Annotated in this window: 20 protein-coding genes and 2 riboswitches; of the genes, 5 read left to right on the top strand and 15 right to left on the bottom strand. The window is 49.0% G+C overall.

Translation table 11 applies throughout. From position 1 onward, the window contains the following. Positions 1 to 149: 149 nt before the first annotated feature. The 3 genes from RQP50_RS25945 to nagA are packed head-to-tail and all read left to right on the top strand — an operon-like array spanning position 150 to position 2,915. Positions 150 to 1,007: a MurR/RpiR family transcriptional regulator gene (locus tag RQP50_RS25945; protein ID WP_021252358.1), complete on the top strand. Its 858-nt coding sequence runs from the start codon at positions 150 to 152 to the stop codon at positions 1,005 to 1,007. A gap of 8 nt (positions 1,008 to 1,015) precedes the next feature. Then, a complete protein-coding gene (gene nagB, locus RQP50_RS25940; RefSeq protein WP_072731615.1) occupies positions 1,016 to 1,744 on the top strand; it encodes a glucosamine-6-phosphate deaminase in 729 nt (242 codons plus the stop codon). Then, positions 1,737 to 2,915, top strand: a complete 1,179-nt coding sequence (gene nagA, locus RQP50_RS25935; protein WP_021252360.1) for an N-acetylglucosamine-6-phosphate deacetylase — start codon at positions 1,737 to 1,739, stop codon at positions 2,913 to 2,915. The genes nagB and nagA overlap by 8 nt, the downstream gene beginning before the upstream one ends. Before the next feature lie 289 nt (positions 2,916 to 3,204). Here nagA and RQP50_RS25930 read toward each other — a convergent pair whose 3' ends face one another. Together RQP50_RS25930 and RQP50_RS25925 are read right to left on the bottom strand one after the other, a co-directional pair. Beyond that, entirely contained in the window at positions 3,205 to 3,429 is a 225-nt protein-coding gene (locus tag RQP50_RS25930) for a helix-turn-helix domain-containing protein (protein WP_005547175.1), read from the bottom strand. Between the two features lie 240 nt (positions 3,430 to 3,669). Beyond that, a complete protein-coding gene (locus tag RQP50_RS25925; protein ID WP_315747160.1) occupies positions 3,670 to 4,569 on the bottom strand; it encodes a YhcN/YlaJ family sporulation lipoprotein in 900 nt (299 codons plus the stop codon). A gap of 336 nt (positions 4,570 to 4,905) precedes the next feature. On the opposite strand from RQP50_RS25925, the gene RQP50_RS25920 reads away from it, so the two are divergent. Next, positions 4,906 to 5,916: a ketoacyl-ACP synthase III gene (locus RQP50_RS25920; protein WP_072731618.1), complete on the top strand. Its 1,011-nt coding sequence runs from the start codon at positions 4,906 to 4,908 to the stop codon at positions 5,914 to 5,916. A 169-nt stretch (positions 5,917 to 6,085) separates the two neighbouring features. Here RQP50_RS25920 and RQP50_RS25915 read toward each other — a convergent pair whose 3' ends face one another. From RQP50_RS25915 to RQP50_RS25875, 10 genes are all read right to left on the bottom strand, one after another. Beyond that, the gene (locus tag RQP50_RS25915) at positions 6,086 to 7,114 is read right to left on the bottom strand and encodes a DUF4340 domain-containing protein (protein WP_315747195.1); all 1,029 of its coding nucleotides are present in this window, start codon (positions 7,112 to 7,114) and stop codon (positions 6,086 to 6,088) included. A 5-nt stretch (positions 7,115 to 7,119) separates the two neighbouring features. Beyond that, positions 7,120 to 8,508, bottom strand: a complete 1,389-nt coding sequence (locus tag RQP50_RS25910) for a GldG family protein (protein ID WP_315747159.1) — start codon at positions 8,506 to 8,508, stop codon at positions 7,120 to 7,122. Between the two features lie 3 nt (positions 8,509 to 8,511). Continuing rightward, complete coding sequence (locus RQP50_RS25905; RefSeq protein WP_021252365.1) at positions 8,512 to 9,219, bottom strand: ABC transporter permease subunit; 708 nt, start codon at positions 9,217 to 9,219, stop codon at positions 8,512 to 8,514. After that, on the bottom strand, positions 9,206 to 10,156 hold the full coding sequence (locus tag RQP50_RS25900; RefSeq protein ID WP_072731622.1) for an ABC transporter ATP-binding protein: 951 nt from the start codon (positions 10,154 to 10,156) through the stop codon (positions 9,206 to 9,208). Before RQP50_RS25900 ends, RQP50_RS25905 begins: the two co-directional genes overlap by 14 nt. A 236-nt stretch (positions 10,157 to 10,392) precedes the next feature. Beyond that, positions 10,393 to 12,762, bottom strand: a complete 2,370-nt coding sequence (locus RQP50_RS25895; protein WP_449411929.1) for a histidine kinase — start codon at positions 12,760 to 12,762, stop codon at positions 10,393 to 10,395. A gap of 9 nt (positions 12,763 to 12,771) precedes the next feature. Next, positions 12,772 to 13,356: a potassium-transporting ATPase subunit KdpC gene (kdpC, locus tag RQP50_RS25890; RefSeq protein WP_315747158.1), complete on the bottom strand. Its 585-nt coding sequence runs from the start codon at positions 13,354 to 13,356 to the stop codon at positions 12,772 to 12,774. Positions 13,357 to 13,539: 183 nt separating this feature from the next. Beyond that, positions 13,540 to 15,549, bottom strand: coding sequence for a potassium-transporting ATPase subunit KdpB (gene kdpB / locus RQP50_RS25885; protein WP_315747193.1), 2,010 nt, complete (start codon positions 15,547 to 15,549; stop codon positions 13,540 to 13,542). Positions 15,550 to 15,643: 94 nt separating this feature from the next. Further along, the gene (gene kdpA, locus RQP50_RS25880) at positions 15,644 to 17,323 is read right to left on the bottom strand and encodes a potassium-transporting ATPase subunit KdpA (RefSeq protein ID WP_394358440.1); all 1,680 of its coding nucleotides are present in this window, start codon (positions 17,321 to 17,323) and stop codon (positions 15,644 to 15,646) included. 54 nt (positions 17,324 to 17,377) lie between these two features. Beyond that, the gene (kdpF, locus tag RQP50_RS29415; RefSeq protein WP_227775128.1) at positions 17,378 to 17,455 is read right to left on the bottom strand and encodes a K(+)-transporting ATPase subunit F; all 78 of its coding nucleotides are present in this window, start codon (positions 17,453 to 17,455) and stop codon (positions 17,378 to 17,380) included. Between the two features lie 303 nt (positions 17,456 to 17,758). After that, positions 17,759 to 17,936, bottom strand: a riboswitch (cyclic di-AMP (ydaO/yuaA leader). Positions 17,937 to 17,950: 14 nt separating this feature from the next. After that, positions 17,951 to 18,358, bottom strand: coding sequence for a hypothetical protein (locus RQP50_RS25875; protein ID WP_028533775.1), 408 nt, complete (start codon positions 18,356 to 18,358; stop codon positions 17,951 to 17,953). Positions 18,359 to 18,428: 70 nt separating this feature from the next. After that, positions 18,429 to 18,618: riboswitch (cyclic di-AMP (ydaO/yuaA leader) on the bottom strand. A gap of 376 nt (positions 18,619 to 18,994) precedes the next feature. On the opposite strand from RQP50_RS25875, the gene RQP50_RS25870 reads away from it, so the two are divergent. Beyond that, a complete protein-coding gene (locus RQP50_RS25870) occupies positions 18,995 to 19,387 on the top strand; it encodes a hypothetical protein (RefSeq protein ID WP_315747157.1) in 393 nt (130 codons plus the stop codon). A gap of 193 nt (positions 19,388 to 19,580) precedes the next feature. Here the strand turns inward: RQP50_RS25870 and RQP50_RS25865 are convergent, their stop codons facing one another. The 3 genes from RQP50_RS25865 to RQP50_RS25855 are packed head-to-tail and all read right to left on the bottom strand — an operon-like array spanning position 19,581 to position 20,522. Next, positions 19,581 to 19,880, bottom strand: coding sequence for a hypothetical protein (locus RQP50_RS25865; RefSeq protein WP_315747156.1), 300 nt, complete (start codon positions 19,878 to 19,880; stop codon positions 19,581 to 19,583). Continuing rightward, entirely contained in the window at positions 19,873 to 20,178 is a 306-nt protein-coding gene (locus RQP50_RS25860; protein WP_021259107.1) for a hypothetical protein, read from the bottom strand. Before RQP50_RS25860 ends, RQP50_RS25865 begins: the two co-directional genes overlap by 8 nt. Then, complete coding sequence (locus RQP50_RS25855) at positions 20,178 to 20,522, bottom strand: restriction endonuclease subunit S (protein ID WP_065294202.1); 345 nt, start codon at positions 20,520 to 20,522, stop codon at positions 20,178 to 20,180. Before RQP50_RS25855 ends, RQP50_RS25860 begins: the two co-directional genes overlap by 1 nt. Between the last annotated feature and the right edge of the window lie 3 nt (positions 20,523 to 20,525).

The following is a 20,525-nucleotide window of genomic DNA, read 5'->3' as shown; positions in this document are numbered from 1 at the left end:
AATGATTTGTGAGGAAATTGTGGTATTTTGCATAATCAGCTTGTGTTTCTGCTGTGGATTGACTATGATGATATTGAAATAATTTTCATCAAGATTAGATATATGGTTAAAATTATTTTCACCATTTTTCACGTAAGAGGATGATATTTTTGTCGAGCATTTTGCATGCGATCCGGCAGCAGGTTCAAGATTTTCACCCGCAGGAGCGCAAAGTGGCGGACTATATTTTGCAGTTTCCGGGCAATGTAGTGACGATGGGCATCACAGAGCTGGCTGAACAATCCGGCACTTCACCCGCAACCGTCACTAGATTTTGTAAAACCCTTCATTTCCGTGGATTCCCGGACTTCAAGACGAAGCTGGCGGCCGACATGGCACAGCAGTCCACACCACTATCCTATCAGGACATTATCGCAGGTAATCCGCTGCGCGATATTATTACGGCCATCGAGTCCAATCATATACGCTCGATATCCGACACGACGCGGCTATTAGACATGGTTACGCTAGAGCGGGCAATGCATGCTTTTCAGCAGGCAAGACAGATTGATCTGTACGGAATGGCAACGTCCGGTATCGTAGCACTGGACTTCTACCAGAAGCTGATTCGTGTTGGCAAACGCGCGACCTGCTTCTCCGATCCGCATATGCAGATTACATCTGCCGCCAACTTGAATGAGCTTGATGTGGCGTTCGCCATCTCCTATTCTGGAGAGACACCCGAGACGATCGATGCGCTGCAATGCGCCAAGGAGCGCGGCGCGACCACCATCTCACTAACGAAGGTTGGTTCTAATCGCCTCGCTAGTCTTGCTGATATTCATTTATCTGCTTCTTCTCTCGAAGAAGGCATGCGTCGCGGTGACATGGCTTCCCGTATCGCACAGCTCCATATAATTGATATTTTGTTCGCGGGAATGGTCACGGAGCAGTTCGATGATCATATTCCGAAGCTAGAACAGTCGTATCGCATGGTACGAAAGTACCGTAAAGATAAAGGGAGGTAACTCAGTTCATGAACATCTTAACGTTCCAAACAAACGAGGAATTAAACCAAATCGCTGCAGGCATCTTTGCAAGCCTCATCCAGACAAAGCCTAATGCCGTACTCGGCTTGGCAACTGGCAGTACGCCAATCGGCATCTACCAAGAGCTGATTCGCCTGAATGAGAAAAAGTATGTAAGCTTCAAAAATGTGCGTTCCTTCAACCTGGACGAATACGTTGGTCTGCCTGAAGGCCATCCAGAATCGTACATGTCGTTCATGAACAAGCAATTGTTCGATCATATCGATATCAATAAAGAGAACACTCGTGTACCAAACGGCAATGCAGCCGACTTGGAACAAGAGTGCAAGCAATATGATGAGATGCTCTTTGATGCATCCATCGACCTGCAGCTGCTCGGCCTTGGCCACAATGGTCACATTGGCTTCAACGAACCAGACCAAAATCTGCATGCAGGCACACATCTTGTCCAATTGAAAGAAGAGACTCGTCAAGCGAACAAGCGCTTCTTCGATTCCATTGATGAAGTGCCAACACAAGCGGTAACAATGGGCGTTGGCTCGATCTTGAAGGCTAAAATGATTATGCTCGTTGTTCGCGGTGCGGACAAGGCTGACATTGTTCATCGCGCTTTGACTGGCCCGGTTACGACAGAAGTTCCGGCATCATTGTTGCAAACTCATCCGAATGTAGTAGTTTTGCTTGACAAGGAGGCGGCACAACATTTCCATGGCTAATTCAACGTTTACCCTAACCAATGCAAATGTCGTAACACCGAACGGCGTATTGTATGATGGAGTCGTTCGGGTAGAAGATGGCCTTATTTCCTTTATTGGAAAGTGGTCAGAATTGGCACAGCCTGAGCAGGATGCTTGGGGCAAGGAAGCAGTAGACGCTAAGGGCGGCTGGGTGCTACCAGGCTTTGTCGATCTGCATATTCATGGCGGCTTCGGCGCAGACTTCATGGATGCAAATGCCGAATCTTACGATAAAATTACGAAGTTCCATATGGAGCACGGTACAACTGCTATGCTCGCTACTTCGATGACACAATCTCATGAAGCACTGGATCGTGTTATGGTAGCGGTTGATGCCTACATCAAGCAAGGCATGAAGTATACTCAATTGGCAGGCGTTCATTTGGAAGGTCCGTTCGTGAATCCGAAGTACAAGGGCGCACAGAACGATATCTACATGATCGATCCTCAAATCGACTGGTTCGAGGATTGGCATGCACGCTTCCCTGGCCTGATGAAGCAAGTGAGCTTAGCGCCTGAGCGTAACAACGCTACGGAAGCCATCCGCTGGCTTCGCGCTCACGACGTAAATGCTGCTGCAGCACATACAGCAGCTACGTACGATCAAGTGACGGCCGCAGCCAATGCTGGTCTGAACCAAGCGGTTCACACGTTCAACGCAATGACTCCAATCCACCATCGTGATCCAGGTGTAGCCGGAGCCGTGCTTACCGATGACCGCATTACAGCTGAGATTATCTCCGACGGAATTCACGTACACCCTGCTTGCATCAAGATGCTGAGCCGTACGAAGGCTTCCGGCAAGCTCGTAATGATTACAGATGCGATGTCCGCAGCTGGTATGCCTGATGGACAGTATGATCTTGGCGGTCTCGCTGTAACGATGAAGGAAGGCGTATGCCGATTGACTGACGGCGGTTCGCTCGCAGGCAGTACGCTTACGATGATTCAGGCTGTGAAGAATATGATTCAATTTACCGGACTCCCGCTGCATGAAGTATCACGCCTTGCAAGCTTGAATCCTGCGAAGCAAATTGGAATCGACGGCTATACAGGCAGCATCGAAGTTGGCAAGCAAGCTGACTTGGTATGGACAGATGCTGATCTGAACATTGAACGCGTATGGGTAAAAGGCAGCACGCATATGTAAGCAGCTGTTGTTATCATACCTTGTTTACAACCATATCCGCATAAAAAAGAATGGCTTTCCGAAACGATACCTGCATCGTATTCGGGAAGCCATTTGTTGATTGCAGGGCATGACCATCGGAACAAAAAATAAAGCGTACTTGCCACGATGCTCGTTCTATGCAGCATGGGTATACGCTCGAATCTATCCGAGTCTGTCATCCGGACCTACTCATCAAAGACCTTCCTTCCCACACCAACCGATGTGTTCCAGAAGGCTGAATTGTCAGGGCGATGGGCTTAGCTTATTGTTAGATTTTTAACTCCCCAAGCTTGATTAGCTCGACTACCGCTTGCGAACGACCTTTTACATTCAATTTCTGCATCACATTCGAAATATGATTTCGAACGGTTTTCTCACTAATGAACAATTGTTGTGCAATATCACGGGTCGTTTTGTCTTGAACTAATAATTCAAAAACTTCGCGCTCACGATTAGTCAGTAGAAACTTATTTTTGTGATCGCTACCCTTCAAGTGTCACCCCTCCTTGCCCGAGTTTTTGTAATTTAACAAGGTTTAGGGATACAGTCAAATTTATACTATGAAGGGTCATTACACTTGGTGCGGTAATGCGCAAAAATGGGCTAACTAACGTGTTTGTTTGGCTAAAACAGTATAATTCCTTATGTTCGTCAAATGCTACCCTTATCCGAGTATGTAAACAGGACTCCGCCCTCAACAGAGTGAGGAATGAAGTCCGTTCGAAGCGTGAAATTAACGAGTTCCTGTTGTTCCTGGAGCCATATTGTGCAAGCGAGTTGGATGATTGTACGATTGATTCGTTACATTGGTTGGGAACAAACGGTACACCATCTCAGAGAATTCATTAGCAAATCCTGCAATCGGATGGCCTGCACCTACTTGCTTGCTGTACTCATTCATGCGGTTGACGAAGTCTGGATTGGCAGATACATACACATTATTGCAGCTCGGATCTTCCTTCTTCACCGCGTTGGCAATATGTGCCTTCAAGTCACCAGATATGTTATCATTCACATTAGATGTACCGTCATAAGAACCGAGGCTGCCAGCAGAGTATGGCCGTGGTCCTTGTCCTGGCTTAACACTCTTGCTGTGAACTCCTTTAGATGTATGATCAGTCACAACAGCAACATAAGCATTGTTGTTGTTCGTCATCATGACATGTGCCGACTTCACACCCTTAATGGAAGCGATTTTTTTGGCCAGTTTTTGGTTCATTTCCAGCTTGTTCGCGGAATGAGTGCCGTAGCGCCCTCCGTAGGCATTGTTACCATACGTACCATTGTTACCATACGAACCATTGTAACCATACGTACCATACTGTCCATACGTACCATTGTTGAAATTATTGGTGCGGTAACCTCCATCATAACCGTAACCGCGTGTATAACCATCTGGGCTGAACTGATTCATGTTATAGGAACGTAGTCCATCACCCGAGAAGTTCGTATTGTAGCGGTTCGCGTTATAACGATGATCCGTTCCGAGCGGTCTTACACCATCATTGCCATAATTCATATTATGCTGACGCACACTCTTCGTGGACATATTGTCCCGATTTCCACAACCTGTAAGCCCCATTGTCATCACTAATGCTGCCGTCAACGTTAGCAAAACTGCTTTTGCTCGCATCAATGTTCCTCCTTGTTCAGTTCATAATTGAGGTGCCAACAATGTTAGCATGCGCTGACCGCCTGATGTTATGCCGATAGGTTTTTCCGATACTTCCACTCCTTGCATCTTGTTATCAGCTTGTCCTAAAAAGAATGACGAATTCCCCAATCGTGCAAATTACAAAAGCATGGATTGACAATTTTTTACCGGACGTATTATCATATTAGTATTAGACTATAGTACCAGGTACTAATTTAAATTATATACACTAATTTTTGTTTAGGCGTTCATTCATCTCGATTTACTTGGATCGCACGCTCCCTTTCGGTCCGAACATAAAGAAGGAGGATAAGCATGCAAACGGTGAAACTGCACACCAAAGCGCAAATTACAGCATTCGGCACCTATGTGCCTGAGCGCCGCTTAACAAATGAGGATCTGTCGCACATGGTTGATACGAACCATGAATGGATTGTTCAACGAACGGGCATGATTGAACGACGGATTGTAGATGAAGGAACATATGCCAGCGATCTTGCGTTCGAAGCTGCTAAGAATCTGGCAGACACGTATCATGTTGATCTGCAAACGGTTGATGCAGTACTTGTAGCAACATCAACACCAGATGCCTTCTTCCCAAGCACGGCTGGCATCATTCAAGGAAGACTTGGCATCCCTCAAGCAATGGCGCTTGATATATCGAATGCATGTGCAGGATTTGTTAGTGCCATGCAATTGGCGATAGGACTCATTGATGCTGGTATGCATCGCAAAGTATTAGTAATTGGAACCGAAGTGCTGACCCGCACGGTTGATTACACGGATCGCAGCACTTGCATCTTATTCGGAGATGGGGCTGGAGCGATTCTTCTAGAAGCTGGGACTGCTGAGCAACAATCTTGTTTCCTTGCTTCTGGATCATTAACGACAGGAGATTTGGGCGGGATCTTGCATCGCAAGGCTGTCGCCGATCGGATTGGCGATGTGGAGATGAAACCTGACAGCACGTTAGTTCAAAATGGGCGCGAAGTCCTTAAGTGGGCGCTCCGCCAAGTTCCGGTAGGCATTCAGCAATTGCTTCAAGACACTGGCTACACGACAGAGCAAATTGACATCTTTGTGCCACACAGCGCTAATCTACGGATGATAGAGTCCATATGTGAACGAAGTGGGATTCCGCTTGAGCGCACGCTTACTAGTGTCCAATATTATGGTAATACATCTGCAGCCAGTATTCCGCTGGCGATAGCGGGAGGATTAGCAGACGGCCGTCTGAAACCGGGAGCACTCACTTTACTGTATGGATTCGGCGGCGGATTCTCGCAATCGATCTTGCTGCTGCGCTGGCCGGATTTACAAGCATAAGGCTCGGATTGGGCATCTCTATGATTCACCTAAATCTCTTATAACTCCTACACAATGGAACCAGAGGGTGCCCCTAATTTTGAATGAGCATGCATAAAAAGACGCTTCCATCCCCACCAATACAGTGGTTCCGGAAGCGTCTTTGTTCATCTAGCAGGACTGGCAAACTCTATTTACCTGTTGCAGATGCATTATTCCCCTTAATTTCCCATTCTTTGATTGCTTCATCAAGCTTCGCCTTCGGGACAGCATATGCCCATTGCCCGTCTTGAGGGATTATCCATACTTTCTCTCCGATCACATATCCTTCAAATATCCTCTTCTCCGTAGCATTGATGGCATCTGGCTTCAATGAGAGTTCCAGCTTCCAACCTGGCTCGTGAGATGAGCCTGCCAATAATTCCTTCTTCTGCTTCGGCAGTTCGGTTGTCGACCAATCTCGGAATTGATTGATGAGCACATTAGCTTTATCTTCCGTAATAGACTTGTCCTGAAGCCGCCAATTCATCTCTGTTTGATTGCCTGAGTCTGAATTCCCTGCAGAAGAATCCCTTTCATTCACATTCGTTGGAACGGATCCTGGATCATCATTTGAACTTAGGTTATATGTGTTCCCCGCATAGCTCCAACTAAATTGTTCCACCCGTTCAATTGGGAATGTTATCGGTTCCTTCAACACAAAATCATACGCGCTCCGCTTCAATCCCGACCATTCAGTAGCAGGGACTTGATATACCTTGTTATTGTCATCTACCATTGCATAGTAAGTGCCTGAAATCGGGGTTTCATTGCCGATCTTAAGATTATGTCTTATCCCGTTAGCACCAGTTGCCTGGAATACCCACGTCGGCTTATCCAAGCCATATTTCCCAAGGTTCGCTGACTCTCCCTCTACGATCGAATCTGCCTTCGCCTTTGTCACTATAGAGATCCAGTCATTAATCGGATACGAATTGAGCGGATACGGACGCGGCTCTAACATCTCCCACTGTTCGCCCTTCTTATGAAGCGATACTCGGGAACCTTCCCCCGCTATCATAATAGAATCAATATCCTGCGCTTGCATCGTTATGAGCGGCACGGCCTCCGTATTCTCCTGTTTGGTGCGAAAGAAATCGTGTGTAGAGGCGTACACATAACCGGCTATGAATACAATCAAAAGTAGAAAGGTTGGGATGAGCCTTCTCATCTGTCTCATATTATTCACGACGCCCGTCTCCTTCTCCACCATAATGCTGCCCCTATACCAAGCAATAGCACCGGGAAGCCGATAACAGTCGTCCATAGAATTGCCTTGCCCTGTCCAGGAGTCAGGTATGCAATTTGATAGGCTTCATTCTCCCGTGGCCTGATCGTCACTTGTTCTTGATTCCCCTGGAGCCAGTTCATGCTATTCAGCGCGAAGTCCCGATTACCCTGCGTATATAGATTCTGATCTTCGATATAACTCGATCCACCAATAATAACTGCCTTTGGCTTCCCGTCTGTTGTCGTTACGGCTACGCCCAGCGTTAATGGTCCAGCAAGATCCTTATCGTCGCGTTCGCTTCCCTCTTGCATTAACCTTGGAATATCTGTCTCCCCATAAGAAGTTGTAGAAGTCTTCAAGATCGGCTCCACTGACAGCTTATCGGTAGACGAAGCTTCTAAAGGCAGCCCCAACGTCAGCAAAGTTAGCAAATTATACTGCGACAGCTTGGATGTTAGTTCATGCTCTCCGTATTCAGGCACAATCGTAAATGGATCATACAATGTGCTCTTCTTCTGCTCGACTGCGACTGCATGCTTGTTCGTCACACCAAGATGCTTGAGCAAGCTGTCAATGTTCTTCCAAGATTTCGACATGTCTGGATTGAAGCCAAGCGCAATGTACAACTTCCCCTTGTCATCCACATACTGTTGCAGAAGCTTCGCTTCCTTATCCGTAATATCTTTGTTTGCGCCTAGCATCATGACCATGTCCGCATCCTGTGGGACTGCACCTTCTCGATATAAATTCAGCTCTTTGACTTGGATATTGTCCTCTTCCAAGCTGGAGCGGAGGGCAGTTACTTGCGACAACGGCAGCTCTTCATGGCCAGACAATACGTAAGCTGTTGCTTTGCGCTCAGATGTTAGGCTTCTAAGTGCTTGGGTCATTTTTTCCTCGCCACTAAAACGATAAGCCCCATAGTCCTCTCCACCACTGAACATCTCATACAGTCCAACAGTCTTGCGCTTCGTTCCGCGCTCGAACACAAGGGAGCTCCCCGCTAAGCCATATTGCTGTGCTAGGGAGGGTTCCTTCATTAAATCAATTTGTTCGACCTTAATATGTTTATTTCGCAGTGCATACTGTTCTGCCATGTCAGCAACTTCCCTAATTAGCACAGGATCATCCTGCGACGTATAGAACAGCTTCACATTGACCTTATCTTCGACCGAAGTCAGAGCGGCAATCGTTTGTTCCGATAGCGTGAAAGACTTATTCTTCGTGAAGTCCCACTGCCACCCCGTCATCGATTGTAGAAAATAGGTCAACAACACAAAAATTCCGAGGACAGCGACTGATCGTACTGCCGCATTCGTTCTTCGCAGCCACTTGTTCATCATTCGTTACCTCCACCGTTTTCTTTCAAGTACTTGGATACTCAGCACGACAAATACAATCGCGAGTGTTAGGAAAAAGAGTACGTCCGGCCCATTCAGTACCCCTTTCATAAAGGACTGCAATCGATTGTTCATCGAAAATGGAGCAATCCAATCACCGACGGCAGAAGAAGGAATGGCATCCAGCAGCCAGAACATGAGCAGGATCACGAATGCAGCGATGGCGGTTACCATCTGATGCTCAGACAGTGCAGATGCAAATAAGCCAATAGAAGCCATTGCAATCGTAAGCAGCAGCAATCCGAGTACAGAAGTCAGCAGCACACGCATATCCAATGTTCCGAAGAACGACATGACGAATGGATACACCAAGCTAAACCCGACAAGCACAACCATCAAGACACATGCTGCAGCATATTTGCCAAGAACAATCTCGCTCAGACGGGCAGGCGAAGTAAGCAGCAGCTCATCGGTACCGTGGCGGAATTCATCTGCGAACAGCCGCATCGTCAACAAGGGAATGATAAAAATATACATAAATGTGGTATTGCCCGTTACAAGCCGGAAATCAACGATACTAGGTTGGAACAATACAAAATTCAAATAAAACATAATCCCTGAAATCAACACATACACCGAGAAAGCCGCATAAGATGTCGGCGATGTGAAATATGCGAGCATTTCTTTGCGAAATATCGCGCTAAATCTGCGCATCACCAGACTCCTCCTCTGTCGTCAATCTCGTAAATACATCCTCCAGACTTGTCGATTCCCGCTTCATCTCTAGTAGGGGATACCCTGCATTAGCCAAAGTGAAAAAAAGAGCTTCCCTTATATCCGCCTGCTCCTTCGCAGTAATCTGAAGATGAACCTCTTGATCATTGCTTTCAGATTCGATGTGGGCGATCTCGGGAATAACCGTTATCGCTTCAACCACCTCTGCAGCTGTTCCCTTCACAATGAGATGCAGCTTCGATTCTTGACCAAGTGCAGTTCCCAGTTGTTCAGGCAGCTCGTCAAGCACAATTTGCCCTTGATGAATAATAATGACCCGGTTGCATAGTGTGTTCACTTCCGGGAGAATATGTGTACTGAGCAATACCGTATGCTGCTCCCCGAGCTCTCGAATGAGCTGGCGTATTTCCACGATCTGATTCGGGTCTAGCCCTGATGTAGGCTCGTCCAGAACAAGCAGATCCGGCTTGTGAATGATGGCTTGCGCAAGTCCTAGCCGCTGCTTGTAGCCCTTGGATAGCCCCCGAATCGCCTGATTTTCTCTGCCTTGCAAGCCCAATCTGTCTACCATTTCACTAATTCGCACACTGCGTTCTCGTACCGATACACCTCTTATATCCGCCACAAAACGCAAATACGACTTCACCGTCATATCTGGGTACAGCGGCGGGCTTTCCGGCAAATAACCAATCTTGCTTCTGGCCGTACCCCCATGGTCTGCCATGGAAATGCCATCAATGGAGATGCTCCCGCTTGTCGGATGCAAATATCCCGTAATCATCCGCATCGTCGTCGTCTTCCCCGCACCGTTAGGGCCTAGAAAACCCACAACTTCGCCGCGCGCCATAGAGAAGTCGATATGCTGAACACCACGACGCTCGTTGTACAGCTTACTAACGTCCTTCACTTCTAACATCTGTATCCCCCTTGTCCAGACTTCATCCAAGACATACCTCACCCATGTTAACTAAGTAAGTCTGTATGAATCGCTATACTCATGATAACGATTCAACTCTAAATCAAGCTGAAAAGAGGCTGAAAGGTAACTTAAAAACCCGTGTCTAATTTGTGAACAAAAAAAATCATAGCCCGGCAAGGCTATGATTCATGGCATTGATATAAAAATAGTTAAATAGAGGGATAAATAATAGGTTATCGCACTCGCAAGTCCTCCCATTCAGAGAGAACTAGCACATCCATATGCCTCGCATGACGCACCAACGCCTTCATAGCTCCTAACCTGCCCAAGCGGCGTACACGACTCGGCATCCCTACGATGATTTGGCTTGCCCGCAGTTGATCTGCTACATACACAGCCGTACTGGCCCATCTTCTGCGTGCAACTGCCTCATATTCTTGGTACGTACCGCCAAGCCGTTCGGTCAATGCCTGCACAGCGGCCATCTCCTTCTCTATATCTGCCGTCTTTCCTCTTCTTCTCCATGGAGCAATAGGCAGATGTACCACATGCATAGGCGCCTTCAAGCGATGGGCAATGCGGAAGCCATGGCGCACCAATCTCTCGGGCCGCACGTCAGAGTCGATACATACGAATATCACTTCCTGCCTCCGCCACGGTCCACGGAACAGTGCTCTTCGTTCCCATGACTCCAATCGCTCATCCACATCGTCAGCAACCTCGCGCAGTGCAAGCTCCCGCAGGCCAATCAGATTCGGCGTACGGAAGAAATTCGATAAGGCTTGATCTACCTTATCCGCCTTGTAGATCAACCCAGCACGCATTCGTTCCTGGATCGTCTGCGGCGTTACATCAATCAATTGAATCTCCCGCGCCTGCCGAAGCACGACATCCGGAACCGTCTCACGCACGCGTACTCCTGTTACATGCTCAACTGCATCATTCAAGCTTTCAATATGCTGGACATTGACCGTCGTCACGACGGATATCCCCGCCTCCAGCAAACATAGGACATCTTCATATCGCTTGGCTCGAATACTTCCCGGCACATTCGTATGCGCTAGCTCATCGACAAGCACAACCTCTGCATGAATGCGGAGCAGCTCCTCCGTATCCATCTCCTCCAGCATCTTGCCATTATACGCAATGCGCTTGCGAGGAATAACCGGAAGCCCTCCTACTTGACCGGCTGTCTCCGCTCTCCCGTGCGTTTCCAGCAAGCCAATGACGACGTCAACGCCCTGCTCCCGCAAGCGGTTGCCTTCTTGAAGCATATGATAGGTTTTCCCTACCCCGGGTGCCGCACCAATAATCACCTTCAGCTTCCCTCGCTTCAGTCCGGCTGCCTTCTCTTGAACCCGCTGTTCCGTCACCCGCTTAAATGGCGTCTCAGCCTCAGCTGCGCCGGATAGGCGGGCAGGCAGTATCCGCTCCCCCTCTGCAATCGAGTGATCGGCAATGAGGAACAAGTCCGTCATCTCGATACGTTTCAGCAGAGCTCCAATCAGCGAACCTTTCAACAGCTCCTGCCACCGCGTCTGACGAGAATGGCCGAGTACGAAGCGGGTTATCCCATGCATCTTCGCATATTCAGCCAATGCAGATGCCATATCGCGGCGCGTTCGGGAAGGAATCTCCTCCCATACCGCTTCCGTCTTCATCGCCATCTTCTTCAGCGAGCGGCGGAATGCAGCCTGCTCCGTCGTCAATTCCATATCTGGCTGAACAAAGGTCACAATATACAGTTCACCGTTAAGCCGCTTCGCAATTTGCTGCCCTCTTCGAATATGAATCGATCCATTCCAGCCGTATTGTGCAAGAACAAGAATCCGTTCGGAAGCTCCCGAAGGGCCTGTAAGGCCCATCTCATTCCGATGCTGCTCAAGTGAGCCGTTGACATGCTCCGCCATCGTGCGGAGCGCGAGCTCGCGCAATATACTTATACGGCTTCGCTCTTCCGCTCGATGCTTCCGCGAATGCTTAGCTCGACTGAACTGCCCCTGCATTCTACGCTCCATTAAAGACTCTGCAGACACATCAAGGAGGCGGACTTCGTCTGCCTCCTTCAATGCCTCACTTGGTATCGTCCATTCGCTGACGACGCCGGTCATTTTCTTTGCCGCAGCTTGAACACTTTCCTCTTCATAAGCATTCATCGTCGCAATTACGTTCATGCCCCGTTTCAACAATTCTCTTACATCTTCCAGCCTCGTTGAACGTAAGGCTTCCGGTCGATTACGATGAGCAAGTCCGTCAATAAGCACCACATCCGGCATCCGAACTGTAATGGCCTCCACATCGATGTCGTAACGATCCTGTCCATCCCTCTGCCATGCGATCATCGGAATGGCTTGAATGGGGGAAGAATCAATGCCAACGTGCAGCCCAGCCTCATTCCATATTTCCTGCGTCGGCAGCACTGTGCCGTACACCACATCCAGCCCTTGCTTGGTACAATTCACCCCTTCCAGCAGCAGCTGTGTCGTCTTGCCCGCCCCACTGGCAACAGCCATAAGAATCCGCAGCCTTCCCCGCTTCATCTGCTCAAGCATTCGCAATATCATTTCCGGCGATTGCCTACGGTACTCATCCCCTTCATTCACAGCCGACACCTAACCTTTCATTTCGTGCTGTACTTCCAGGTTCAGTAACAATACATTGATGCGCTGTTGACCGAATACTCCCAAGTCTCTTCCTTCTGTATATTTCGTAATCAACTGTTCAAGTCGTTCCTTCGAGATTCCGCTAGCCTTCGCTACACGAGGCAGCTGTACACGTGCCGCCTCCGGTGTAATGTGCGGATCCAGTCCCGAGGCAGAGTTGGTCAGTAAATCCTGTGGAATCCGCTTCACATCCGCATCTGGATTCTCCTTGCCCCATTCCTCAACTGACTTCTCAACTCTCTCTTTAAGCGCTGGATTCGAAGGAGCGTAGTTCGGCGAACCAGAGCCAGCAGCATCGTTCCCGATGCTAGATATTCGCCCATGGAAATATTGCGGTTCTATAAATGTCTGTCCGATCAACTTCGAGCCCAGCAACTGCCCCTTCTCATTGTATACCATGCTGCCGTTCGCTTGATTCGGCATTACCGCCTGTGCAAGCCCCGTCATCGCAAATGGATAAGCAAGGCCGCACAGCAGCAGCAAGCCGATTGTCGTCCGCACCATCGCTCCACCAATATTCATACGCTCTGTCATGTTCGTTCATCCTCTCTTCTTCCTTGCTTGAACCCGATATGATTATTTCAACAATCTTCTCTATCTACATACCAACCATTAGCGTTATTTCAGTTATTGCCGCTAATTACAATTTGGGACAGCTACTCAGCTATTTCAGTTAAGGTTGTTATTCGGCTATTTGCAGTTACAATTGTTGCAAGGTTACACTAAAATGCCCACAATTAGATCGATCAGCTTAATGCCGACGAACGGAGCTACTAATCCGCCCAAGCCGTATACGAACAGGTTGCGCTGCAGCAGCTTAACCGAAGACATCGGCTTATACGCCACGCCTTTGACCGCCAGCGGAATTAATAACGGAATGATGATGGCATTAAAAATAAGCGCCGACAAAATGGCCGATACGGGCGAATGCAAGCCCATAATATTCAGAGCTGACATCTGCGGAATGGCAATCATGAACATTGCTGGAATGATAGCAAAGTATTTCGCCACATCGTTCGCAATACTGAATGTCGTCAATGCGCCACGCGTCATGAGAAGCTGCTTGCCGATCGATACCACCTCAATGACCTTCGTCGGATCAGAATCGAGATCGACCATATTTGCCGCTTCCTTCGCTGCTGCCGTGCCGCTGTTCATCGCGATGCCGACATCCGCCTGTGCCAGTGCCGGAGCATCATTCGTACCGTCTCCAGTCATTGCTACCAGCTTCCCTGCCGCCTGCTCCTTGCGAATCAGAGCCAGCTTATCTTCTGGCTTGCTCTCTGCGATGAAGTCATCTACCCCCGCTTCCCGAGCAATGGTTGCTGCCGTCAGTGGATTATCCCCTGTACACATGACGGTGCGAATGCCCATGCGGCGAAGCTGTTCGAACCGTTCCCGCATGCCTGGCTTCACCGTATCCTTCAAGTAGATCAGCCCATAAATATCGCGTCCGACGGCCACAGCCAGCGGCGTTCCGCCAGCAGAAGCAATCGCATCTGAATTGGCATCCAAATCCTGCGGAACGGTACCTCCTTGGGCGATAACCCAGCGTTTCACCGCATCAACAGCCCCTTTGCGCACGCTGCGCCCATCCTTCAGGTCAACACCGCTCATGCGTGTTTCCGCTTTGAACGGGATGAATTCCCCTTGTATAGCAAGTTCTGCTTCATACTTAATTCCTGCCCTGGATACCCAATCCACGACAGAGCGACCTTCAGGTGTCTCATCATGATGAGAGGCAACAGCTGCCCACTGAGACAATGTGTTTACATTCGTTCCTTGCACCGGAATGAGTTCATGAGCCAAGCGATTCCCGAACGTAATGGTTCCCGTCTTATCTAGAATAATTGTATGAATATCCCCGCAGGCTTCAACCGCCTTACCTGACGTTGCAATGACATTGAACCGAGTTACGCGGTCCATACCTGCAATACCGATCGCGGACAGCAACCCCCCAATCGTAGTAGGAATCAAGCAGACCAGCAGGGCAATTAGCACCGCCGCATTCAATTCGACCTGCAAATAATGACTGAATACAGGCAAGGTCACAACGACAACCAAGAAGATAAGCGTCAAGCTGACAAGTACAGTATGAAGAGCAAGCTCATTCGGAGTCTTCTTGCGCTGCGCGCCTTCAACTAATGAAATCATTCGATCTAAGAACGATTCTCCCGGATCGCTTGTAATCCGAATACGAATCTCATCACTAATTACCTTCGTTCCAGCAGTTACCGAGCAGAAATCCCCGCCTGCTTCTTTCAATACTGGCGCAGACTCCCCAGTAATCGCTGATTCATCCACAGAGGCCAATCCGGAGATGACCTCGCCATCGCCAGGAATCGTCTCCCCTTCACGAACGACTACGACATCACCCTTACGGAGCTCGGATGAGGATACGCGAACCGTTCCACCTTCGGTTATCTTGTTCGCCCACAAATCCCGCTTCGCCTGCTTCAACGAATCCGCCTGTGCCTTGCCGCGACCTTCAGCGAGAGCCTCAGCAAAGTTCGCGAACCAAACCGTAATGAATAAGATGAAGCTGACCGCGCCGTTGAACCAACGTGGCATTGGCGAACCAAAGGCATCCGGCACGAACGTAAGCAGCAGTGTAATAACGAAGCCAACCTCGCAAATAAACATCATCGGGTTTTTAACCATCTGGCGCGGATCGAACTTCCGCAGCGCATCGATCGATGCTGCCCGCATTAAGCTGCCTTGGAACATGCTCCGTTCCTTGTCTTGATGTGTATGCGTACGCGCCGGTTCAAATGGCGCAGGTGTTTTCATCTGTTTTTCCGTCTTCATTTTCCGTTCCCCCTTATTTCCACAACGTCAGATGTTCTGCGACCGGACCGAGCACGACTACCGGGAAGAACGTCAGAGCACCCACAATAAGTACTGTGCCGACAAATACGATACCGAACAGCGCCGTATTCGTCTGGAACGTACCACTTGTGTTCGGAATTGGCTGCTTCTTCGCCATCGATCCTGCTACGGCAAGGAGCGTAACGAGCGATACGTAGCGCCCTAAGAACATGACAATACCTGTGGAAATGTTCCAAAACGGCGTTGCATCTCCCAACCCTTCAAACCCGGATCCATTGTTCGCCGCAGATGATGTAAACTCATATAATGCTTGCGACAATCCGTGGAATCCTGGATTGGACAGGGTGTCCGCCTGTGTAGCAACTGCAATTGCAGTCGGTACTAGAATCAATATCGGATGCACCAGCAAGGTAACCGCCAGCAGTTTCATCTCCTTACTTTCCAGCTTGCGGCCCAAAAATTCAGGTGTCCGTCCGACCATGAGACCGGATAGGAATACGGCGATCATGACGTACAGCAGCACGTTCATAAATCCAGCACCGACGCCGCCGAATACGGTATTCAGCATCATATTCGCCATCGGGATCAAGCCACCGAGTGGTGTCAGCGTGTCATGCATATTATTGACTCCGCCCGTCTCCGATGCAGTCGTAACGACCGAATACAGTGACGATTGCACAACGCCAATGCGCACTTCCTTCCCTTCCATGCTGCCTGTTCCACTTAATCCTGCTGTGTTCAGCACAGGATTGCCCATATGTTCGGCCGTAAGCGATGATCCGAGCATAATGAGGAACAAGATTGCCATGGAGACGAACAGCACTCGCCCTTCCTTCTTGTTGCCGACCATGCGGCTGTAGGCAAACGGCAGCCCCGTGCACAGCATCAACATGAGTAAAATATGAATTAAATTCGTCACACCGTTCGGATTCTCGTATGGATGTGCGGAGTTCGCTCCATAATGGCCACCGCCATTGTTGCCAAGCTCCTTAATCGACATCATCGAGCCTACGGGCCCAAGCGGAATGTGCTGCTCTGCTCCTTCAACAGTTACTGCACTTTCCATTGGACTTAAGGATTGCGGAACCCCATTCCAGATGAACAGTACACTGGCAACGATCGCAATTGGCAGGAAAATGCGCGTAATCGAACGCACAAGGTCTGCCAAGAAGTTGCCGAGCGGTTTGCCAGTCAACCCTCGTATAATGGCCATTACTGCCGCTAGCGCAGTAGCAGGTGACGTAAACATCAAGAAAATAATGCCCGTCATTTGTGACAGCGGAGACAGTCCACTTTCACCGCTATAGTGCTGCAAGTTCGTATTCGCCATGAAGCTGATCGCCGTATTGAATGCTACTCCCGGTTCCATGCCAGGAATGCCATTCGGATTGAGCGGCAATACCCCTTGAAGGCGGAATATTGCATACGTCACCACAATCATCAGCACGTTCGTGGCAACTGCCGTAAAGGCGTATGCCTTCCAGCTTTGCGATTGATCCTTAATGCCGAAACACTTAAATAAAATACGATCTATCGGACCAAATACAAGATCCAGCGGTCTTGGAGCTCCGCTATTATCAAACACCCCTGCCATATATATTCCGATCGGACGCGCTATCGCCAAGGCAAGCAATAAGGTAATTCCAATGGCGATCCATTCGATTGCACTCATTGTTCCGTTCCACCCTTCTCTAATGTACAAATATCAATAATCACTCTGCCCAAACTAAAATCGTTCCGGCTTGACTAAGGCATATAGCAAATAAATGAACAGTGCCGTAATTAAGGTGAATAACACGATCATCATGAGCGATCACCCCGTTCCTCCACTTCCGTCTTGCACCAATGGAGAATACCCAATACGCTTAGTCCAAGCAGTGCGAGAAGAATCATCATGACTGCATCAAACATAGTCCCTTCCTCCTCCTGAATAAGGTTCTCATCTCTCCAGGCAATGCTGCCGCGATCCCGCTCCTACCAAGACTTCCTGCTCAGTAGGAACGCGCAGGCAACACAAAAAGCCACACGGAAAGAGGGACCCTTTCCGTGTGGCCTATTTCGCGCATCGTCAAAAAAACGTGCGCGTAATGTTCCACGACGAAATAAAGGCTGCCTCCTTGGACGCTTACGAGGTTAGCTGACGGATTCGGGCGCGAAGAGTCGCCCTACCGGCCAGGAACGGATTCCTGTGCCGGATTCACCCCTTGCGCGAACTGCAGATGTACAGCTGGCGCACTAACGTTGGTTCCCCCGTTCCCATGAATGGGATTCAGCGGTGAGCATTGCCTATATGGATTAATTAGATGATATCTGATAGTAAAAATGAAACTTGATCCGATTGCGTATAAATGACGTAATTCGCGCCAAGCAATCGGTAGATCGACTGCGGATGATGACGTTTCGTCACGATTGTGATCGGATCCGTCGTCCATTGCCGGCATATTTGAAGCAGCCGGCAGGAAAGCGCAAAGCTCTGTTCAAACACATAGATTCGGCCAATCGGGACATGAGGGACGGCCCACGCCTTCGGCTCCGTCGTATTGATCCGGCATATGGAATGAACGCCAATACCTTCTAATCGCTTTGCCAATCGCCCATTATGGGCAATTCCCGCCACCGAATATCCTGCTCCTTTCAACTGACGTATGAATTCAATCCCCGTCTCACAGCCTGCGAACACTGTAATGACCCGGTCCGCATCGTACATATCCAGTTCCTCCTGTTCATCTGTCCGAAGCCCTACTTGCAAGAAAGAGGTGCGTCGCCATATGATCAGGCGCGCCTCTCCCGTACGCTTACGAGGTTAGCTGACGGATTCGGGCGCGAAGAGTCGCCCTACCAGCCAGGACAGTAATCCTGTGCCGGATTCACCCCATGCGAACGGTGGCTGCTGACTGTCCACTCAGCTCCATTCACTTGATTGGTTCCCCCGCTTCCGCTTCCTGCGGAATTCAGCGATTGAGACGCAACGGATAACGTTGTTGTTGCTGAACTGAATCTTACGCCTTTCCCCCTCCTGCTGTAAATGAAATGAAAACCATAATTTCTCCATTTCCGGGCAATTGTGATCAACTAATCCCATCTTATCTCTCATTACAGCATCATTACCTCGCAATTTCTCAACTTTGCTTATGCGGCGATGATTTCATGAGAAAAACAAAGAAATTTAAATAAATACCTGTATGTAAACGCTTTGTTTGACCATTTGTTTGGATTTCCTGGATTGGATTCTATTTACAATCTCTATTCCAAAAGGTAGGATACGCACAACAACTGAGACGCTGCTTGCAATCGATTTCGATCTGCACGGCAGATATTGCATCTCATCGAGAGGAGGCACGATATGCAAGACCTAGAACTTGCACAATTACTAAGTCACAAGCTATCTGAACACTGGGGAAAATGGAGCGAGCAGCATGGAGACAGAATCGTTCAACCAGAAGAGATGGACGTTCATCTTGCTTCCGACCTTGTTTATATTCGACTTCAACCGCGTGAACAGCTACTCGACAGTGCGGAACACAACTATAGCGGCAGCACTCGTCTACGAGCTCACAAGGCGATCTCCCAATGGGAAGTGCAGCAGCGTGGAATCATGTGGGATACGATCATTCCTCGTGCATGGGGAGCAAGCGTTATGCGCATGTGGCTCGATCTACCTCTGGTAGGCGGAACCACGCTTGACGTCATACAACTGGAGCCACATTCAAGCAGGAAGCTATGTCTCTCCCCTTGAAACCAATTTATAGAGAGCTGTAAACGAAAATCAAGTTTCTGACGATGCGCAGGCATACAACTGCGCATCGTTCTACCCCGTTTACCCAAACGTGATACTTGTTCAAGTTCCTTCTTGCCCGAATCCTATCACTCGATAGCTATTAAAAAACAGCCCTCCTCTTGCCCATGCAAGCGTCAGACTGTTCACTTCGTTATGCTTGATTGGCATAGGACAGTTGATGTGCATCTTCATATCCTTTCGCATACCCCACCCGATATCCATCTTGATATGCAGGATGCTGAATGCGATGATGAGTCGAATGTGTTGAGGCAAATTGCTTCGTTGTACGCCGACGATCGGGCTGCTTCACAACCTGAAGACGGCTTTGCGATTTCCGTTGCGGAACCTGCTTGCCCGCTTTCCTTACGCTTCCCGTTGATGCAGTGCCGCTAACCAACTTCTGCTGTCCTATTTGCCGCCGGGATCTCCGTGCTCGCTTCAGCTTATTCACTTGCAACTTCTCCCTCCTCCACTCTCATCTCCTCGAATTGACAATCCGGATGCAGCCATGGAGGCGCAGCTGTGCCTGTCTTGCGAATACGGGTCTGAAAACCTGTGACCATGCCGCATAGTGCAAGCTGATACATGGACAACAGACGAATATTGTCCTTGAGCAATTTCGTTGCAGCTTCTGAATGTGCTGTGAGGTCAGCCATTTGATTCAACATACGTGCCAATGCGGATTGGCTCTGCACAATAGCCTTGATCATTTCAATCTGCACCTGCTGCTCCTCGTGCGCTGCAGCCATTACATTTTGTCTCCTATTCCGAACTCTCCATTCAACATGCCCCCTCCGAGGCTATCCCCGTAACCCTCGGATTCCTCACGCCGGAGCAGTACCTTCATATTGTGGGACAGACTGACTTGCAGCTTCGTCAAACTCTCGATTACTTCAACCACTTGCGCATGCACGTCAAGAGGTTCGACAATCTGTTCCCGATGATTCGTGAACGAATGCTCTGTCATATGATTCAACGTCCAGTTGCGCATCTTCTCGGCCTCTACTGCTTTAGCTTCTAGGATCTTCGCTACATTGCCCTGCATCTTGGCCATAGCCTCCAGAATGCCGTGATAGGACTGTTCTCTATTCATGCA

It is taken from the genome of Paenibacillus suaedae (genome assembly GCF_032337355.1).
Lineage (GTDB): Bacteria > Bacillota > Bacilli > Paenibacillales > Paenibacillaceae > Paenibacillus_B > Paenibacillus_B suaedae.
This window is presented reverse-complemented; position numbering and strand designations above follow the sequence as displayed.

What these genes read in the sequence shown, in the direction of transcription:
- nagA (WP_021252360.1), top strand. Translation starts at nt 1,737, where the DNA reads ATGGCTAATTCAACGTTTACCCTAACCAATGCAAATGTCGTAACACCG.
- kdpB (WP_315747193.1), bottom strand. Translation starts at nt 15,549, where the DNA reads ATGTTCCAAGGCAGCTTAATGCGGGCAGCATCGATCGATGCGCTGCGG.
- RQP50_RS25860 (WP_021259107.1), bottom strand. Translation starts at nt 20,178, where the DNA reads ATGGCTGCAGCGCACGAGGAGCAGCAGGTGCAGATTGAAATGATCAAG.
- RQP50_RS25910 (WP_315747159.1), bottom strand. Translation starts at nt 8,508, where the DNA reads ATGATGAACAAGTGGCTGCGAAGAACGAATGCGGCAGTACGATCAGTC.
- kdpC (WP_315747158.1), bottom strand. Translation starts at nt 13,356, where the DNA reads ATGACAGAGCGTATGAATATTGGTGGAGCGATGGTGCGGACGACAATC.
- RQP50_RS25900 (WP_072731622.1), bottom strand. Translation starts at nt 10,156, where the DNA reads ATGTTAGAAGTGAAGGACGTTAGTAAGCTGTACAACGAGCGTCGTGGT.
- kdpA (WP_394358440.1), bottom strand. Translation starts at nt 17,323, where the DNA reads ATGAGTGCAATCGAATGGATCGCCATTGGAATTACCTTATTGCTTGCC.
- kdpF (WP_227775128.1), bottom strand. Translation starts at nt 17,455, where the DNA reads ATGATCGTGTTATTCACCTTAATTACGGCACTGTTCATTTATTTGCTA.
- RQP50_RS25870 (WP_315747157.1), top strand. Translation starts at nt 18,995, where the DNA reads ATGCAAGACCTAGAACTTGCACAATTACTAAGTCACAAGCTATCTGAA.
- RQP50_RS25915 (WP_315747195.1), bottom strand. Translation starts at nt 7,114, where the DNA reads ATGAGACAGATGAGAAGGCTCATCCCAACCTTTCTACTTTTGATTGTA.
- RQP50_RS25920 (WP_072731618.1), top strand. Translation starts at nt 4,906, where the DNA reads ATGCAAACGGTGAAACTGCACACCAAAGCGCAAATTACAGCATTCGGC.
- RQP50_RS25925 (WP_315747160.1), bottom strand. Translation starts at nt 4,569, where the DNA reads ATGCGAGCAAAAGCAGTTTTGCTAACGTTGACGGCAGCATTAGTGATG.
- RQP50_RS25905 (WP_021252365.1), bottom strand. Translation starts at nt 9,219, where the DNA reads ATGCGCAGATTTAGCGCGATATTTCGCAAAGAAATGCTCGCATATTTC.
- RQP50_RS25875 (WP_028533775.1), bottom strand. Translation starts at nt 18,358, where the DNA reads ATGTACGATGCGGACCGGGTCATTACAGTGTTCGCAGGCTGTGAGACG.
- RQP50_RS25855 (WP_065294202.1), bottom strand. Translation starts at nt 20,522, where the DNA reads ATGAATAGAGAACAGTCCTATCACGGCATTCTGGAGGCTATGGCCAAG.
- nagB (WP_072731615.1), top strand. Translation starts at nt 1,016, where the DNA reads ATGAACATCTTAACGTTCCAAACAAACGAGGAATTAAACCAAATCGCT.